This window comes from Croceibacterium selenioxidans (assembly GCF_018599195.1).
GTDB lineage: Bacteria > Pseudomonadota > Alphaproteobacteria > Sphingomonadales > Sphingomonadaceae > Croceibacterium_A > Croceibacterium_A selenioxidans.
In genome coordinates this window covers 290,650-307,132 of record NZ_JAHFVK010000002.1, presented here as the reverse complement: position 1 = coordinate 307,132, position 16,483 = coordinate 290,650, and the positions used below count along the sequence as shown (strand labels likewise).

Annotated in this window: 11 protein-coding genes; 7 read left to right on the top strand and 4 right to left on the bottom strand. The window is 64.1% G+C overall.

Annotated elements, in window-relative coordinates; genetic code table 11:
* Positions 1 to 24 precede the first annotated feature (24 nt).
* The 4 genes from dhaK to KK137_RS10230 are packed head-to-tail and all read right to left on the bottom strand — an operon-like array spanning position 25 to position 3,367.
* Positions 25 to 1,020: a dihydroxyacetone kinase subunit DhaK gene (gene dhaK, locus KK137_RS10245; protein WP_214536341.1), complete on the bottom strand. Its 996-nt coding sequence runs from the start codon at positions 1,018 to 1,020 to the stop codon at positions 25 to 27.
* A 35-nt stretch (positions 1,021 to 1,055) separates the two neighbouring features.
* Positions 1,056 to 1,736, bottom strand: a complete 681-nt coding sequence (gene dhaL, locus KK137_RS10240) for a dihydroxyacetone kinase subunit DhaL (RefSeq protein ID WP_214536340.1) — start codon at positions 1,734 to 1,736, stop codon at positions 1,056 to 1,058.
* An 11-nt stretch (positions 1,737 to 1,747) separates the two neighbouring features.
* The gene (locus KK137_RS10235; protein ID WP_214536339.1) at positions 1,748 to 2,473 is read right to left on the bottom strand and encodes an HAD-IA family hydrolase; all 726 of its coding nucleotides are present in this window, start codon (positions 2,471 to 2,473) and stop codon (positions 1,748 to 1,750) included.
* 15 nt (positions 2,474 to 2,488) lie between these two features.
* Positions 2,489 to 3,367 (bottom strand): class II fructose-bisphosphate aldolase, encoded by an 879-nt coding sequence (locus tag KK137_RS10230; protein ID WP_214536338.1) that lies wholly within the window; start codon positions 3,365 to 3,367, stop codon positions 2,489 to 2,491.
* Between the two features lie 423 nt (positions 3,368 to 3,790).
* On the opposite strand from KK137_RS10230, the gene KK137_RS10225 reads away from it, so the two are divergent.
* The 7 genes from KK137_RS10225 (at position 3,791) to KK137_RS10195 (ending at position 16,469) form a co-directional block, all read left to right on the top strand.
* Positions 3,791 to 6,955 carry a TonB-dependent receptor domain-containing protein gene (locus KK137_RS10225; protein WP_214536337.1) on the top strand — a complete coding sequence of 1,055 codons (3,165 nt, stop codon included), beginning with the start codon at positions 3,791 to 3,793 and terminating at the stop codon, positions 6,953 to 6,955.
* Between the two features lie 102 nt (positions 6,956 to 7,057).
* Complete coding sequence (locus tag KK137_RS10220) at positions 7,058 to 7,843, top strand: hypothetical protein (protein ID WP_214536336.1); 786 nt, start codon at positions 7,058 to 7,060, stop codon at positions 7,841 to 7,843.
* Positions 7,830 to 9,677 (top strand): tetratricopeptide repeat-containing sulfotransferase family protein, encoded by a 1,848-nt coding sequence (locus tag KK137_RS10215; protein WP_214536335.1) that lies wholly within the window; start codon positions 7,830 to 7,832, stop codon positions 9,675 to 9,677. Before KK137_RS10220 ends, KK137_RS10215 begins: the two co-directional genes overlap by 14 nt.
* Before the next feature lie 16 nt (positions 9,678 to 9,693).
* The gene (locus KK137_RS10210) at positions 9,694 to 10,293 is read left to right on the top strand and encodes a TetR/AcrR family transcriptional regulator (protein WP_214536334.1); all 600 of its coding nucleotides are present in this window, start codon (positions 9,694 to 9,696) and stop codon (positions 10,291 to 10,293) included.
* Between the two features lie 235 nt (positions 10,294 to 10,528).
* Positions 10,529 to 11,797: an efflux RND transporter periplasmic adaptor subunit gene (locus KK137_RS10205; protein ID WP_214536333.1), complete on the top strand. Its 1,269-nt coding sequence runs from the start codon at positions 10,529 to 10,531 to the stop codon at positions 11,795 to 11,797.
* Between the two features lie 53 nt (positions 11,798 to 11,850).
* Positions 11,851 to 15,036 carry an efflux RND transporter permease subunit gene (locus tag KK137_RS10200; protein ID WP_214536332.1) on the top strand — a complete coding sequence of 1,062 codons (3,186 nt, stop codon included), beginning with the start codon at positions 11,851 to 11,853 and terminating at the stop codon, positions 15,034 to 15,036.
* A gap of 8 nt (positions 15,037 to 15,044) precedes the next feature.
* Positions 15,045 to 16,469 carry an efflux transporter outer membrane subunit gene (locus tag KK137_RS10195; protein ID WP_214536331.1) on the top strand — a complete coding sequence of 475 codons (1,425 nt, stop codon included), beginning with the start codon at positions 15,045 to 15,047 and terminating at the stop codon, positions 16,467 to 16,469.
* Positions 16,470 to 16,483 lie beyond the last annotated feature (14 nt).

The window sequence follows — 16,483 nt, the reverse complement described above, 5'->3', positions numbered from 1 at the left end:
CGATTGCGTGACTGATTGGATGGATCAGAAGATACGCGCAGCCGTCTCGGCCGGAGCGTCGAGCAGGGCTTCGAGCTCGGCGTCGAGGCGCAGGATGGTCAACGAAGCGCCGGCCATTTCCAGGCTGGTGCAGTATTCGCCGACGTAGTTGCGCACGACGGTGAAGCCAGCCTGTTCGGCGAGGTCGTGAGCCTTGGCATACATCACGTAGAGCTCGGTGATCGGCGTGCCACCGAGACCGTTGATCATCAGCGCAATGCGATCCCCCGAGTTGAACGGGATGTCCTTGGAGACGGCTTCGAACAGCTCTTCGGTGATCTTGTCGGCGCTGTGGATCTTCTCGCGGCGGCGGCCCGGCTCACCATGGATGCCGACGCCCACTTCGATCTCGTCATCGCCGAGTTCGAAGATCGGCGTGCCCTTGGCGGGCGGGATGCAGCTGGTCAGCGCTACGCCCATGGTGCGGACGTTGTTGTTGACCTTCTCGGCGATGGCATAGACCTCGTCGAGGCTCTTGCCCTGGTCGGCGGCAGCGCCGCAGGCCTTGATGACGAAGAAGTTGCCGGCCACGCCGCGGCGGCCGACGGTGTAGAGGCTGTCCTCGACCGCGACGTCGTCGTTGATCCAGAACTGCTTGACGTTGATGTCTTCAGCCGTGGCCATCTCGGTGGCCATGTCCCAAGCCATGCGGTCGCCCTGGTAGTTGTTGACCAGGACCAGCACGCCAGCGTCCGAAGCGCAGGCCTTGATCGTTTCGTAGCAGGCGTCGACCGGCGGAGCGGCGAACACGGCACCCTGGCAGGCGCCGGTCAGCATGCCCGGGCCAACGGCCATGACGTGCGCCGGCTCGTGGCCCGAGCCCGAACCCTGGACGATCGAAACCTTCGAGTTGTTGGGACCGCCCTTGCGGGTGATCATTTGGAACTCGGGGGTGTAGTCGAGCAGGTCTGGATTGGCCTGCGCGATACCCTTCATGAACTCGGGCACGAACTGTGCGGGATCGTTGACGAACTTCTTCATGGGCTTTCCTCTCCCTGGAAATCAGTGGCGGTTAATCAAGCGGGTTGGTTGAGCACTTCGGCGGCTGTCGCGGTACGCTCGACGCCGAATTCCTTGCACCAGTCGTTCAGGATCACAGCGATCGAGACGATGCCCGGATCGGGCGTGCCGGCGCTGCGTTCGCCAACCTGTGAGGCGCGTCCGCGATGGGCGACGAGCGTCTTGGTCTCTTCGATCGCCTTTTCGGCAACATCGGCGCAATCGCACAGCGCCCGGCCCAGGTCGGGGTTCGCGCTGGCGCAGTGGCCCTTGAGCGTCTCGTGCACCGGGATCAGCGCATCGAGCAGGGTCTTGTCGCCCAGCTTGGCGCCGCCGCGGGCCTGAATGCCCTCGATGGCCGAACCGAGCATGTCGGTCAGTTCCTGCAGGGTCACGGCTTCCTTGCCCTTGCTGAGCATCGCGGCCTTCATGAAGCCGGTGCCCCAGATCGGGCCCGAGCTGCCACCCACGTGCTTGCTCACCAGCATGGAGATCTTGAGCAGCATCGCGCCGATGTTGCTCTTGTCGATGTCGTTCCAGTCGTTCTGGATCACGCGATAGCCGGTCGCGAGCGAGGTGCCGAAGTCACCGTCGCCGGCCAGGCCGTCGAGATCCGAGAAGTACAGTTCGTTGCGAAGCACGGTCTTACAGGTCGTTTGAATCGCCCGCTCGATCTGGCTCTGCGAAATCTCAGTCATTCCATCCTCCCTCAGGCCGCAGTGGCGGCCGCCAGTTCGCCCAGGTCGGCGAGCCTGACATTGACATTCGGTTCATCACCCAGCTCCGGCACGACCTTTACCGCACCGGTGAAGTCTTCTTCCACCGTGTAAGTGCTGGTCGTGATCAGTGTCGGCAGCCCGGCGCCAGTGGCGGCGAGCAGGCCGTTACGGCTGTCCTCGATCACCATGCATTCGTGCACCGGTAGGCCGAGCGACGTCTTGGCCAGCTCGTAGATTTCCGGATCGGGCTTCTTCTTCGAAACCACGTCCCCGGCATGGACGAAGTCAAACTTCGCCTTCCGTTCCGGCCCGAACAAGTCGAGCACGGCGTCGATGAACTTGGGGTTCGACGTGGTGCAGACGCCCAGCTTCACCCCGGCCGCGATAGCCTCGTCGATAATGCGCAGGATGCCGGGGCGGACGGGCAGGGTGGACACGAGCTCGGACGTTATCTGCGTCTTGGTCTTATGCAAGGCCAGGATCAGTTCGTCCTTCTGCGCGTCGGTCTCGGTGCCGGCGGGCCAGCCGAACTCGTCGAAATAAGCCCGCATCCGCTCCTTGCCGCCGGCGACCAGCAACAGCTTGCCATAGAGATCGACGTCCCATTCGGCGTCGATGCCCATTTCCTTGAACGCCAGGTTGAAGCCGACCCGGTGCGCGTCGCGCTCCGTGTCAACGAGCACGCCGTCGCAATCGAAAATAAGTGCCTTGATCATCTCTCGTCAGACCCCTCAGGCGGCCTTGGAGAGATAGGCGGGCGCGCGATCCTTGCCGCCGAACTTCTCGATGAAGCCGGAGAACATGGTCTTGCAGGCCTGATACTGCGCGTCGATCAGGCGCAGCGGCTCGAAATCGGTCGGCTTGGCGGTGTGGTAGTCGACGAAGCTCTGCACGAACACGTGCTTGAGGTTGGTCGAGATGTTGATCTTGGCGCTGCCGCGCTCGATCGCCTTGAGGAAGGTCTCGTCAGACAAGCCGGTGCCACCGTGCAGCGCCATCGGCGTCTTGGTCAGCTCGTTGATGCGCTTGATGCGGTCGAAGTCGACCACCGGGTCACCATGGTAGAAACCGTGCGCGGTGCCGACGGCGCAAGCGAAGGCCGACAGGTCGAGCGCGTCGCAGAAACGCTGGGCATCTTCCGGATCGGTCAGGACCGAATCCTCTTCGGCCACATGCATGTCGTCCTCGACGCCCATGATCTGGCCAAGCTCGGCTTCCATGCCGACGCCGTACTTTTCGGCGATGTCGCGCACGCGCTTGGACATCTCGAGGTTTTCTTCGAAGGGTAGCTCGGACGCGTCGATCATGATCGAGGTCCAGCCGGCCTTGGCGCAAGCCTCGATCATGGCAAGGTCCTTGCAGTGGTCGAGATGCAGAACCACCGGCACGGGCGAATCTTCGGCCACGGTGCGGACCCAGGAAACGATTTCCTTGTGGCTCCAGTACTGGATGGTCTTGGTCGAGGTCTGGCAGATGACCGGAGCGTTCAGCTCTTCCGCCGCCGCGACCATCGCCTTCGTCGTCCCGTAGTCGACGAGGTTGAATGCGGCGACCGCGTAGCCGTTATCCATCGCGTCGCGAAGCAACGGCTTCATGTTCACCAGCGGCATAGGGTGCTCCCTTTCAGAATGATTCGATGCGCGCGTCAGCGCGCTTGAGACTCGCCGCGCATAGAGCGCGTATCGGCAGAGTCCAATACCCATACCCGCACTTTGCGGCCACAGATATTGTCAACGAGACGGGCCCAAGCGGAAGTTGGCAGCCTTATCCCGCCAGCCCGGCCAGTCGAGACCAGTTCAATCTCGACGCTGCAATGCAAAAGGCAGTCTCAAGCGAAACCTGTTGTGCATTTGTCACAGCAAAGCCACGAAAGCCGAACCTGAACGTAATTTGAATTGAAAGCATTTTCTTACACCAGCACCTTTTCCCTGCAGTGCGGTCTCGGGCGTTGCTGGGGTAAAAAGAGCAATCGGTCAGGATCTCATTGAGGGTCAACGTCCGGCTTAGCCGGAATCGTGATTGGGGACTGATCTGTGAACATCCAAACCCGCCTCCGCGGCGCCGCGGCGCCTATTGCCATAAGCATTGCACTCCTTTCCCACCCGGTCCTGGCTCAGGACGAGGCAAGCGCCGAACAGCCGCCTGCCGACGTGCGGCCGCCGGAATCCGGCCAGGCCGTGTCCGCCGGTGACGAAGGCACGATCGTGGTCACGGGTTCTCGTATCCGCCGCAGCGAGTTCACCAGTCCTGATCCGGTGACGCTGATCGATCCGGACATCGCTCAGGCGCGGGGCCAGTTCAGCACCGCGGACATGTTGCAGAGCTCGCCGATCGCCGCCGGCTCCGCCCAGATCACCTCGGTCATTTCGGGCGCGTTCGTCACCGATGGCGGCGTGGGCGCGGAGACCATCTCGCTTCGCGGCCTGGGCGCCAACCGTACCCTCGTGCTGCTCAATAGCCGTCGCGCCGGTCCGGCCGGCACGCGCGGCGCTGTGTCGGCATTCGACCTTAACGTCCTGCCGCAGTCGATCGTGCAGCAGGTCGAAATCCTCAAGACTGGCGCTTCGTCGATCTACGGTTCGGACGCGGTCGCGGGCGTGGTCAACCTGATCACCAAGACCGACACCGACGGTCTCGAACTCGACGCCTTCGTTTCCGCCCCGTTCGACAGCGGCGGCGAGGAATTCCGGATCAGCGGCACCTGGGGCAAGAACTTCGGCAACGGCCATATCCTTGCCTCGCTCGACTATAACCGCGAGTCTTTCCTGCAGCGCAAGGACCGCGACTACCTGGGCTGCCCCGAAGAGTATATTTTCGACGAGCAGGGCAATCGGGCCGACATCATCGACCCGCGCACCGGCAAGCCGCGCTGCAACGACACGTTGTGGGGACACGTCTGGGTCTACGACTACGATTTCAACCAGGCCGGTATCTATCAGCCGGACTATGGCGATAATCTCGGACAGTACATCTCCCCGAACATTCCGACCGGCCAGCCGGCGGATCCGACCTGGGGCCTGACCGTACCGGCCGGTTTCTATCGCGTCAGCCACACCAGTACCTACCCGCTGACACAGGACCAGACGCATGACGCGCTCAGCGTCCAAAACGTCTTCCACCCGTTCATGCTCAATGAGACCCTGCAGCCTAAGCAGGAACGCTTCACCGCATACCTGGATGGAGCCTGGAACATCGATGACAGTACCGAGGTCGGGTTCGAGCTGCTCTACAACAAACGCAAGACCGAAACCGAAAGCTATCGCCAATTCTACTACCTCACCGGCTTCACCAATGACTTCGGGCCGCTCGCGCCTGGTTTCGGAGATCCGTTCTCGCCCGGCTGGGAGGGCCCATGGTTCATCAGTCCGACCGCGATCACTGACCACTTCGGTACGCGGATCGACGTCGATTACACCCGCGGTGTCGCCTGGATCGACGGCCAGTTCGGCTGGCTCAAGGACTGGGGCTACAACGGCTACGTGCAATACAGCCACTCTGACGGCACCTACGAAACTGACATTATCTACGCTGATGCCGTAGACCTGCACGACTTCCGAACGAGCTCGTGCGTCGGGGTGACTCTGGCTGCCGGCCAGCCGTGTGTGGATATCAACTGGACCGATCCGGAATTCCTGCGCGGAAACTTGACTGCTGAGCAGCGAAGGATGCTGTTCGGCGTCGACGTCGGCTCAACTGTCTACGACCAGTGGGTGGGTGAATTCTCGGTCGACGGTCCGCTGTTCGAGCTGCCGTACGGAGAAGTTCAGGCCGCCCTTGGTGTCTCGGGCCGCCATGACTCCATCAACGACACACCGGGCGAACAAACCCGCAATGGCAACAGCTGGGGGCTGACCAGCGCCGGTATCACCGCCGGCAACAGCAAGACCTGGGAAGCCTTCGGCGAAGTCGAGATCCCGGTTCTTCGCGACATTCCGGGCATTCAGGCCTTCACCCTGTCGGCTTCGGGCCGCGTCACAAACGTGACAGCCACTCGCGCCAGCGACGGCGAGTCCGACACCGACAACGGCAACTGGACTTACAGTGTCGGCGCCAACTGGGAGGTCACCGAATGGCTGCAGTTCCGCGCGCGCTACGGCACCTCGTTCCGCGCGCCCGCGCTCTACGAGCTGTTCCTGGCGGACCAGACCTCGTTCCGCACGCAGCGCCAGGTCGACCCCTGCATCAACCTCGACGACGCGCTCGCAGCGGGCTCCGTATCCCAGCGGGTTTATGATAACTGCCGAGCGGGCATTCCGGGACTTCTGCCCGCCATGCCCGGCAACCATTCCGGTGCCGGTGTTGGCGTAGAGGTTTCCACCGGTGGCGGTCTCGGCCTGCTGGATCCCGAAACGTCTTCGGCGAAGACTGCCAGCATCATCTTGCGTCCGGAGTTCGATTTTCTCCCCGACACGAAGTTCAACGTCGCGCTCGATTACTACGATATCAAGATCAAGGGTGAGATCGCGACCCTGGCCGCTTCGGAGATCGTAAACGGCTGTTATAACTCGGAGTTCTTCCCAGACGAACCGCTGTGCCAACTCTTCACACGCTACCCAACGGGTGTGTCGGGCGAACTCAACGTCAACACGGTCGCGGCCAGGTTCATCAACGTCAACAGCCAGCGCAATGAGGGCATCGACCTCACCGTCGATATCACCCAGGAAATCGGCCAGTACGGTTCACTCCAGCTGACTTCGCAGATGAACTGGCAGTTGCGTGACGAAATCGAGTTGTTCGACGGCAACCTGACTGACGACAATGGCGAAGTGGGCGAGCCCAAGTGGGTGGGCGACTTCGTGCTGATGTGGCGGAGCCCGGACCAGACCTGGCGGGTTCTCTATGGCCTCGACGTCATCGGCAAGTCCGACAACGAGCAGGACTACATTGACGTCAACGGGTCCCTTTGCCGGAGATTCCGTGGCTACAACGTCGTCAACGGCGTCAATGAGCCGGTCTGCGTCGACGTCACGGCCGAGGCGACCTTCTACCATACGCTTTCCGTCCAGAAGGAGTTTGGCAATTTCACCCTCTCGGGCGGTGTCGCCAACTTGTTCGATACCAAGCCTCCGCGGGTCACCGTGGCGGGTTCCAACTCGCTCAACAGCGGCGTGATCGCCACTGTCGGGCAGGCGCCCTACGCGTCGCAGTACGACTATTTCGGCCGGCGCGCTTTCCTGAGCGTGAAAGCCGAATTCTGATCCTGAAAGATCGGAAGACATCGAGTGGGTGGTGCGTTTGCGCCGCCCACTTTTTTTTGTTAGCAGCAGTTACCCGCCCTCGTTTGCGAGTGTCCCGTATCCATGGTGCAAATATCTCTCGACGCGGACACGCTGAACGAAACGACCGCCCGGTTCGCTCCCGCTCCGATCACGGTTCCGATCTTCCTGAACTCGGTCCCCAAATCGGGAACCCACCTGCTGCGCAACATCCTGCGCATGTTCGTCCCGGTGGAGCAGCAGTACCATGCCGCCTTCATCCAGTGGCCGAACCTGCAGAACAACCTGGCCGCCTTCTCCACCGAGCGGCCCATGCTCAGCTGGGGCCATCTGCTCTTTTCCGATGCCTCGGCGATCGAAACGGCGCGCTGCCACCGCGTCATCCTGGTTCGCGATCCCCATGATTGGGTGCTGGCGCGGGCGCGGTTCTTCGTGTCCGAGCAATTCTCGGCCAACATGGATCACCTCAAGGACGGGAAACTGGCGGTCGAGGATCTGTTGAACCTGATGATCTTCGGCATCCACGGCAAGGCTCCGTCAATGGCGGACCAGTACCGCTTCAACGCCTTGGGGTGGCTTCATACCGGTGCCTTGTTGCTGCGCTACGAGGATCTGGTGGCCCACGCAAATGCCCTCGAACAACCCGAGGCAGAGCCTTATTTCGCAACCCTCCTGGGTCATTGTGGCATTGCCCTGCCGGAAAACTGGGCCGAGCGTGTCGCCGCCGGTGCCGATCGCAGGCAAAGCTCGACGGCTCGCGAAAAGCTGTCAGTCGGGGGTGTCGCAATTCCCGACAAACTACCCCCCGGGCAGAAACAGTTGGTCGAGGTGGCCGCGCCCGGGATGCGAGCCATGCTTGGCTACGCCTGACCGTCCCGAGCCCGGCGAAAGATCCGGGGCCTTCGACATGGCTCTGGCGGAGGCCGAAGGGTCGCTGACAACAGACCCTTCCCGTGCAGCGGCGAAGGCTCGGGCGCTCTTGCTATCCTGGCCGCAGAACCCGGCGGCTCACAGGTTGCTGGCCAAGGCGCTGGAACGGATGGGACAGCCATCGGAGGCGCGCAACGCGAAAGCCATGGCAGTGACACTGTCGCGCCACGTGCCGGCCATTGGCGAGGCGCATCGCGCCGTCCTGGCGGGTCAACCAGCCGCAGCCATCGAAACCCTGCAATCGCACCTCGCGCGTCATCCGGACGATCCCGTGGCGTTGCTGGTCCAGGGCGAAGCGCTCGCCCGCACGGGCAGATTGAGCGCGGCCGTTTCCTCGTTCGAAGCCGCGCTCGCCTTCATGCCCGAATATCGCGAGGCACGGATCGCGCTCGTTCGCGCGCACTATCAACGTTTCGACCCGCGCGCGGCACTCGATGGTCTGGCTCTCTTGCTCGAGCCCGAGACTCGCGATGTCGCACTGCTTCGCTGGCAGGCGGCCTTGCTCGCCGAAGTGGGTGACCATGAGAGGGCAGAGGCCGTGCATCGCCGTCTGTTGGAAATCGCGCCGAACGATCCCGCCGTGTTGGTTGGCTTCGGCGACCTGCAGCGGACTCTCGGCCAGACATCTGAGGCCGAGCGCGCCTACCGAAAGGCCCTTGTCGCCGCCCCGGGTCTCGGCGCGCCGTGGTGGAGCCTCACAACCCTTCTTGGCGGCCAGCTCGATTCCGCTGACCGGACCGCTCTCAAGGCGGCGTTCGACGAAGCTCGGAATCCAGCCGACCGTCTTTACCTTGCCTTTGCGGAAGGGACTGTCGCCGACAAGGCCGGCGACCATGAACGCGCCTTCGCCTTGCTGTCGGAGGCCAACCGGCTGCGCCGCGCCCAGCTTTCATACGATGGCAATGCATTCGCCCGACGAATGGAAGACCTTGAAGCGAACCTCGATCGGTCCTTCTTCGCCGATCGCGAGGATTGGGGCGACTTAAGCGACGCGCCCATCTTCATTGTCGGCATGCCACGCTCGGGCTCTACGCTGGTCGAGCAAATCCTGGCGGGTCACAGCCAGGTGACGGCGGGCGGTGAGATGCCGATTGTCACCTCGCTATTGCGCGAGGCCGCCGCCAGTGCTGGTCTCGATCCGGAGCGCGACATCGTCGAACTCCTTGGGACTCTCACGGCTTCCGACTGTACCAGGCTCGGCGCGGACTATCTCAAGCGCGCTCGTGATCGCTGTGGGCGGGCCAGGGCCCGTTTCACCGACAAGCTTCCGCACAACTGGGCCGAGCTGGCCTTCATTCACCTGATTCTACCCAACGCCAGGATCGTGGACATCCGGCGCAATGCGCTCGACTGCTGCGTGTCCAATTTCGCGCTGCTGTTCCAGCCGGGACACCCAGCAAGCTACGATCTCATCGAGATTGCCGACTACTATCTCACATACGTCCGCGCGATGGAGTGGTGCGGGAAGGTCATGCCCGAGGTTATCCAGCTCGTCCGGTATGAAGCGCTGGTCGAGGATGCGGAGGGAGAAACTCGTGCGCTGCTCGAATTTCTCGGCCTGGAGTTCGAGTCGGGCTGCCTGGAACTCGGCACCGAAGGGCGCGTCATTGCGACGGCCAGCGCTGAGCAGGCGCGCCGACCGATCAATCGCTCGAGCCTGGATGGCTGGAAGCGGTTCGACCCTTGGCTTGGAGGTTTAAAGGAAGCGCTCGCACCCCTGCACCGCGATCGCGGGCACGGTAACGAGCGACATTTGCCTATCGGGCGGAATTGATTATATACCAACTGATATGGAAATGACCGTAGCTGCCAGAGGACGCCCTCGCGAGTTCGATGTCGAAGAGGCATTGGCTACGGCGCTGCGCGTTTTCTGGGAGAAGGGGTATGACGCCGCGTCGATGACCGACCTGACAGAGGCGATGGGGATCACCCGGCCAAGCCTCTACGCCGCGTTCGGTAACAAGGAAGAACTCTTCAAGCGCGCGCTCGATCTCTACGAGAGCGAGAAGCTGGCTTATGTCAGGAACGCGCTGGACGCCCCAAGCGGTCGCGGGGTGGCGCAGCGATTGCTCGAGGGGACAATCCAGAACATCACCAGCGAATGCCCGGGTTGTCTGGGTGTGATTGCGTCGATCAGTTGCGGGGGCAAGGATTCGCCGATCCAGCAAGATGTGCGCACGCGGGCCCAATCCTCGCGCGGGGCGATGGTGGAGCGGATGCAGCGAGCGATCGACGAAGGCGATTTCACCGTTCCGGTAGAAGCGGAAGCGATGACGCAGTACCTGACGGCCTTGCTGCAGGGCATCTCCGTCCAGGCCGGTGCCGGGGCGAGCCGTGAGCAATTACAACAAGTTGCCGACGCCACGCTGGCGGTCTGGCCGGGGCGCTGACGTTCCGGATTTTGCTGCATTGCGAAAAAAATATCGAGCGGTATAGAAATATCGCTTGACCTGAACGTCAGATTACATACTTATCGGTACAGAACGCTGCGAGACAGAACTGCGTAGGCCATGCCCGGCTCTCGCAGGGCTTTCTCGATGAAACTTGCCTGTCTGTTCGCCTCACCTTTTCCGAAAAGCTCGCGCTTTTCCGGAGTGGTGATGCACGCCTTCTGAGGACCGCTCGATGAACGACCTGACGCCGATCGAAATGGACGAACTGCGAGAGCTTCAGGAGGCCGAGGCCCCGAAACGTCGCGGTCGCCTTGGCCGCACCGGATGGATCGTGCTCATCGCTGCCGTGGTGGGCCTCGCCTGGTATCTTCTGCGCGCCACCAGCGTGCCGGCCGCCGCGCCCCCACCGCCCGTGGTGACCGTGGCTACGCCGCTGCAGCGCGAGATCACTCAGTGGGACGAGCACATTGGCCGCTTCGAAGCGAGCCGCAGCGTCGAGCTGCGCCCGCGTGTCTCCGGCCAGATCACGGCGGTGCACTTCCAGGACGGGCAGTTCGTCCGCCAGGGGCAGCCGCTGTTCACCATCGATCCGCGGCCCTACCAGGCCGCGCTGGCCGAGGCTCAAGCGGGCGTCGCCACGGCGCGGAGCGACCTGCTGCTCGCCCGTAGCAATCTCGATCGCGCCCTGCGGCTGGTCGAGGACGACGCCGTCGCCAAGAGTGAGATCGACGCTCTGCGGGCGAGGGTGACCGCCGCCAACGCATCGCTCGCCGCGGCGCAGGCGCGAGTGCGCTCGCGCAGTCTCGACGTCGAGTTCACCACGGTCCGCGCCCCGATCAGCGGGCGCGTGTCCGACCGCCGCGTCGACCCGGGCAACCTCGTTGCCGCGGGAGACGGTCCGGCCGCAACATTGCTGACCACGATCGTTGCCACCGATCCCCTTTATTTCGCCTTCGACGGCTCGGAAGGATCCTTCCTCAAGTCGAAGCGCGAAGGTCTGGAGCGCGGTGCTGACGTGCAGATTCGCCTGCAGGACGAACCGGACTACAAGTGGAACGGGGAACTCGACTTCACCGACAACGGCCTCGATCCCAACTCCGGCACGATCCGCGCCCGCGCCGTGGTCCGCAATCCCGACAACTTCCTGACGCCCGGCATGTTCGGTAACATGAGGCTGGCGACCGGCGGCACCGAAAAGGCGCTGCTCGTACCCGACACTGCGGTGCAGACCGACCAGACGCGCAAGCTGCTGCTGGTGGTCGCCCGTGACGGCACTGTCTCTGCCAAGGAAGTCGCGCTCGGCCCGGTGATCGACGGAGGCTTGCGCGTGGTTCGCGGTGGTCTCGAACCCGGCGACCGGGTGGTGATCGAAGGCACGCAGATGGCCATGCCGGGTGCCAAAGTGACCGCGCGCCTTGACCGGATCGCTCCGCCCAAGCCGAAAGCGCCTGCCGCCGCCACCGCCGAGGCGCCCCCGGGCGCAGCGACGGTCGCCAACTAAGCCGTCCTCCCAAGCCCCGTCACGCCCGACCTCGCTTCCAGTTGGAGCCCGAAATGCGCCTGTCTCGCTTCTTCATCGACCGGCCGATCTTCGCCGCGGTCATCGCCGTGATCATCACGCTTATCGGCGCGATCTCGTACTTCTTCCTGCCGGTCTCGCAGTATCCGGAAGTCGTTCCGCCGACCGTGACGGTGACCGCCACTTACCCCGGCGCTTCGGCTGAGACCGTGGCCGACACGGTCGCCAATCCGATCGAACAGGAAATCAACGGGGTGGACGGTATGCTCTACCTCTCCAGCCAATCGACCGGTGACGGGCGCGTGACGATCACCGTCACCTTCGAGCAGGGCACCGATCTCGACGAGGCACAAGTGCTGGTCCAGAACCGCGTCGCCATCGCCGAGCCGCGACTGCCAGACGAAGTGCGTCGCCTGGGCATCGTGACCAAGAAGACCACACCGGACTTCCTGCTGGTGGTGAACCTGATCTCGCCCGACGGGTCGCTCAGCCGCGAGTACATCTCCAACTACGCGCAGACCCGCATCAAGGACCGGCTTGCCCGCATCGAGGGTGTGGGCGACGTGCGGCTCTTCGGCAGCCGCGAACTCGCGATGCGCGTGTGGATCGACCCCGGCCGCGCTGCCGCGCTCAACCTGACGGCGGGTGAGATCGTATCGGCATTGCGTGCGCAGAACGTCCAGGTCGCCGCGGGCACGCTCGGCCAGCCGCCGAGCCCGGGCAGCGCCTTCCAACTCAACGTCGAGACGCAGGGCCGCTTCACCGATCCCCAGCAGTTCGAAAACGTGGTGATCCGCACGGACGCCGAGGGCCGCCAGGTGCGCGTCGGCGATGTTGCCCGGGTCGAGATCGGCGCCGAGGACTATGGCACGTCGGCCTATCTCGACGATCGCGATTCCGTGATTATCCCCGTGCTGCAGGAGCCGGGATCCAACGCCCTGGCCGCAGCCGAAGAGGTTCAGGCGGCGATGGAGGAACTTTCCGCCGACTTCCCCGCCGGCCTTGAATACAAGATCGTCTACAACCCGACCGAATTCATCCAGCAATCGGTCGACGCTGTGATTCACACGCTGATCGAGGCGATCGTGCTGGTCGTGCTGGTGATCGTCGTCTTCCTGCAGAAGTGGCGCGCCTCGCTGATCCCCGTGCTGGCCATTCCGGTCTCGCTCATCGGGACGTTCGCGGTGCTGGCGATGCTCGGCTACTCGCTCAACAACCTCTCGCTGTTCGGGCTGGTGCTGGCGATCGGCATTGTCGTGGATGACGCGATCGTGGTGGTCGAAAACGTCGAGCGCAATCTCGAGAGCGGGATGACTCCGCTGGAGGCCGCGCGTACCTCGATGGACGAGGTCGGCGCCGCTCTCATCGCGATCGTGCTCGTGCTTTGCGCGGTGTTCGTGCCGACACTGTTCATCGGCGGCATGTCGGGCGCCTTCTACCAGCAGTTCGCGGTGACCATCTCGTCGGCGACCGTAATCTCGCTGATCGTCTCGCTCACGCTTTCGCCGGCGTTGTCGGCGCTCTTGCTGCGCAAGCATGAGCCCGCGCCCGATGGGGCCTACTGGCGCCAACTCGCCGACCGCGCGGGCGGGGCGTTCAACCGCTGGTTCGAGCGCTTCAGCGAAACCTACGCCCGTTGGACCGCGCGGCTGGTTGCCATGCCCCGGCGCGTGATGATGGCCTATGCCGGGTTGATCGCGCTGACTGGTGCGGCGCTATGGATGACGCCGACCGGGTTCGTCCCCCAGCAGGACCAGGGCTACTTCCTGACCGTGATCCAACTGCCGCCCGGCTCGGCCACGTCGCGCACCGACGCGGTGATGAAGAAGGTGGCCGCTCGCATGCTCCCGATCGACGGGATCAAGGGCACGGTCATGCTCTCGGGCTTCGACGGTACTTCGGAAACGCAGTCCGCAAGCTCGGCGGCCGCTTATTGGGTGCTCGACGACTTCGAGGATCGCGCCGGCAAGGACCAGACCATCGACGCGCTGATCGCGGAGGCCCAGAAGGCCACCGCCGACATCACCGAGGCGCGGCTTATGATCGTCAAGCCGCCGGTGATCCGCGGCATCGGCTCAGCGGGCGGTTTCCGCATGATGCTCGAAGACAAGAATGGCCAGGGCTACCGCGCGATGCAGGAGGCGGCGAACGCGGTGATCGCGCAGGCCAACCAGCAGCAGGGCCTCGCGGGTGTCTATACCTTCTTCGACACCGGCACTCCGCGCGTCCATGCCGATATCGATCGTGACAAGGCTCAGATCCTAGGCGTCCCGCCTGCTCGTGTGTTCGAGACCCTCCAGGTCTATCTGGGATCGGCCTTCATCAACGACTTCAACCTGCTCGGCCGTACTTATCGCGTGACCGCACAGGCCGATGCGCCGTTCCGCGACAGTCCCTCGGACATTGCCAACCTGCAAACCCGCTCGGACAACGGGGCCATGGTGCCGATCGGTTCTGTCGCAACATTGAGCGACACCACCGGGCCGTACCGCGTCACGCGCTACAACCTGGCTCCGGCGGTCGCGATCGATGGCGACACCGCGCCCGGCTTCTCGTCGGGACAGTCGCTGACGACGATGGAAAAGGTCGCCGAAACAACGCTGCCCGCCGGCTATGACATTGAATGGACCGGCATCGCCTATCAGCAGAAATTCGCCGGCGACACCGCGACGCTGGTCTTCGCCCTCGCCGTGCTGCTCGTATTCCTGGTTCTCGCCGCGCAATATGAGAGCCTGGTCATGCCGCTCGCGATCATCCTGATCGTGCCGATGTGCCTGCTTGCGGCGATGATCGGGGTGAACCTGATGGGCATGGACAACAACGTGCTAACCCAGATCGGACTGGTGGTGCTGATTGCGCTGGCGGCAAAGAACGCGATCCTGATCGTCGAGTTCGCTCGCCAGGGCGAAGAGCAGGATGGGCTGAGCCCGGCACAGGCCGCCGTGCAAGCCGCCAAGACCCGGTTGCGGCCGATCCTGATGACCAGCTTCGCCTTCATCCTCGGCTCGGTGCCGCTGGTGATCGCGACCGGGGCGGGGGCGGAGCTACGCCAGGCGCTCGGTACGGCGGTGTGCTTCGGTATGCTTGGAGTGACCGGCTTCGGCCTGGTGTTCACGCCGACCTTCTACGTGGTCAGCCGCAGCCTTGGCGAGCGCATCGCCAGGCTGCGCGACGGCTGGCGCTCCAGCAGCCACGATCCCCTTTCGACCCCTGCCGAATAGGTGCCCGGATGACTTTCCGCTCTTTCGCTCTCGCCTCCCTTTCCGCGCTCGCCCTTACGGGGTGCGCGGCGGGGCCGGACTATGTCGCATCTTCCCCCCATCCAGCGACGTCCGGCCCCTTTCTTGCTGCGGGTGCACCGCCGGTCTCCGCGAGCCCGCTGCCGGAGGACTGGTGGCGGCTCTACGATGATCCGGTGCTCGACGGCCTGATCGCAGACGCGCTCGCCGCCAATACTGACGTCCGCCAGGCCGCCGCACGCATCGAACGGGCCCGAGCGGGCCTGCGCGGCGCGCGTGCGGACCGGCTGCCGCAGACAGCGATCGGGGCAGGTGGCAGCTACAACCGCCTGCCGGAGAGCCAGGTGCCCGCCGGTGCCGACCAGGAAGGTTGGAGCTACGATGCCGGCATCGAGGTCGGGTACGAACTCGATCTTTTCGGACGGGTGGGGCGCTCGGTGGAGGCGGCACGGGCCGATCTCGCCGCGAGCCAAGCCGATGCCGATGCGGTGCGGGTGATGGTCGTAGCGGATACCACCCGCGCCTATGCCGACGCGGCTTCGGGTGCGGCACGGCTGCGAGTGGCCCGTGATATCGTGCGGCTGCTCGACGAGTCGCTCGCGCTGACCTCGCGCCGCCACGATGCCGGGCTCGAGACCGGACTTGCCGTCGCCCAGATCGCGACGTTGCGCGAACAGCGGGCGGCAGAAATTCCGGCGATCGAGGCCGAGCGGCAGGCGGCGCTGTTCCGCCTCGCCACGCTTACTGGCAGGGCGCCCGCCGAATTGCCCGCCATTGCCGGGGAGCGCAGCATCGGGCTGGAGATCCGCGAGGCGATCCCGGTCGGCGACGGTGCCGCTCTGTTGGCCCGCCGGCCCGATATCCGCGCCGCCGAACGGCGATTGGCGGCGGACACGGCGCGCATCGGCGTCGCCACCGCCGACCTCTATCCCCGCATCACGCTGGGCGCTTCGATCGGCTCTACGGCGACCGACCTCGGCGACTTGTTCACCGGCGGTCCGCTGCGCTGGGCGCTCGGTTCATTATTAAGCTGGGCCCTTCCCAATCAGGAGCCGGCCCGCGCGCGGATCGCTGCGGCGGAGGCGGATACGCAAGGGTCGCTGGCCGCGTTCGATGGCACAGTGCTGCTGGCGCTGGAGGAAACCGAGACGGCCCTCTCCAACTATGCCCGTGCCCTCGAACGTCGCGCTTCGCTGCAGTCCGCCAGCGATCAGGCCGAGCGGGCCGTCCGCATCATCAGTGCGCAGCAGAGAGAGGGCACGATCAATTCGCTCGCCCGCCTTGATGCCGAGCGCACCCTGGCGGAAGCGCGGTCGCAGTTGGCAATCCAGGATGCAGTCGTCTCCCGCACGCAGATCGACCTTTTCCGTGCCTTGGGTGGCGGTTGGTCAGGGAACGCAGACAATCGGGGATAGCCCAGGTCCTCGAG

What these genes read in the sequence shown, in the direction of transcription:
- KK137_RS10205 (WP_214536333.1), top strand. Translation starts at nt 10,529, where the DNA reads ATGAACGACCTGACGCCGATCGAAATGGACGAACTGCGAGAGCTTCAG.
- KK137_RS10200 (WP_214536332.1), top strand. Translation starts at nt 11,851, where the DNA reads ATGCGCCTGTCTCGCTTCTTCATCGACCGGCCGATCTTCGCCGCGGTC.
- KK137_RS10210 (WP_214536334.1), top strand. Translation starts at nt 9,694, where the DNA reads ATGGAAATGACCGTAGCTGCCAGAGGACGCCCTCGCGAGTTCGATGTC.
- KK137_RS10230 (WP_214536338.1), bottom strand. Translation starts at nt 3,367, where the DNA reads ATGCCGCTGGTGAACATGAAGCCGTTGCTTCGCGACGCGATGGATAAC.
- KK137_RS10220 (WP_214536336.1), top strand. Translation starts at nt 7,058, where the DNA reads ATGGTGCAAATATCTCTCGACGCGGACACGCTGAACGAAACGACCGCC.
- dhaL (WP_214536340.1), bottom strand. Translation starts at nt 1,736, where the DNA reads ATGACTGAGATTTCGCAGAGCCAGATCGAGCGGGCGATTCAAACGACC.
- KK137_RS10235 (WP_214536339.1), bottom strand. Translation starts at nt 2,473, where the DNA reads ATGATCAAGGCACTTATTTTCGATTGCGACGGCGTGCTCGTTGACACG.
- dhaK (WP_214536341.1), bottom strand. Translation starts at nt 1,020, where the DNA reads ATGAAGAAGTTCGTCAACGATCCCGCACAGTTCGTGCCCGAGTTCATG.
- KK137_RS10195 (WP_214536331.1), top strand. Translation starts at nt 15,045, where the DNA reads ATGACTTTCCGCTCTTTCGCTCTCGCCTCCCTTTCCGCGCTCGCCCTT.